A 1,077-nucleotide genomic window follows, 5' to 3' on the forward strand; every position below is an offset into this window, starting at 1 on the left:
TGAGGCTCTGCACGTCAAACTCGAAGCCCTCAGCGTCCGCCACCTCTTTGAAAATTTCAAGCTTCCGATCGATTTGCTTCTGCTTTTCGGCTTTCTCCGAAGCACTCATCTTTTCGAGTTTTTCGTTATGTTTGACCGCCTTTTCGACCTTGTCGGCGTCTTTGCTATCGGGCACCTTAACGTATTCGAGCTCCATCTTTTGCTTGCGTAGCTTGCCGAGTTCGGCGTTGAGCTCCTTTTGCTGATTGAAGCGGCGCGCGCCCACGCTACGTTTTAGGATGCCCGCGTATCCGAGCTCGTCCTTGTTGTAGTCTTTAGGCGCGTAATCTTTATCGCCCGTGATGTCTGAAAGAGCCTGCTCGCCGAGCTGCTGCCCATATCTGCCGATCGTAAAGCTCGGTAAATAATTTTTAGCTAGCTCTTTTGCGCGCTTGCGAGCGCTTTCCGCCCCGCTATCCTCTTTACTCTCTATGTCATAGCCTAAAGGGCTTTTGCCAAAAAATATGATCTGCACTAATCCACCGATAAAGCCTCCTCCTTTAAGATCAAACATTTCGTCAAATCTAAAGCCGGGGACCGCACGACCTGCGTTAAAATAGGTATCGCTATCCCCTATCCTCGCCCACGCTTTGAGTCCGAAAACGTTAGGAAATCTCGAGCTTTGCGCCCACTTCGGCTTGGTGAGATTATCTTTTTCAGTATCTGCGATAATCGAGCTTAGCGACAGCCCCGCGGCGTCCGCAGCTATAAAGGCTGCCTGCATCATCGCGAAACGATGCGGGTTTTTGAGTATCGCTTTGATCACCATCGGCGTCGATTTGACGGAGTAGTGCAAAAACGGCGTCAGACCGCTTTTGTCGAGCTTGCGTAAAAAGCCGTTGAAATGGGTGCTATAATCGACGTAGTGATACTGCGCGTCGCTCATCGCCGCAGCAAGCTCCTTTTCGCTAAATTTAGAGAGGTCGCCCGCGGCATATCCGCGTTTTGCGGCGATCGCGTCGAGGTTTTTCTTAAACCGCGCGATTTTGAAAATTTCATCCTCCCAAGCGTAGGCCTTTCTGACCGCTTTGCCTACCG

The 1,077-nt window shown here is 51.0% G+C and carries 1 protein-coding gene; it reads right to left on the minus strand.

Features of this window, described 5'->3' with window-relative positions; translation table 11 throughout:
* Positions 1 to 1,077 (minus strand): hypothetical protein (locus tag Q0256_RS02730; RefSeq protein ID WP_297959828.1); only part of this gene is annotated, 1,077 nt, incomplete at both ends.

Origin of the sequence: uncultured Campylobacter sp. (assembly GCF_937949835.1) — a bacterium.
Classification (GTDB): Bacteria; Campylobacterota; Campylobacteria; order Campylobacterales; family Campylobacteraceae; genus Campylobacter_B.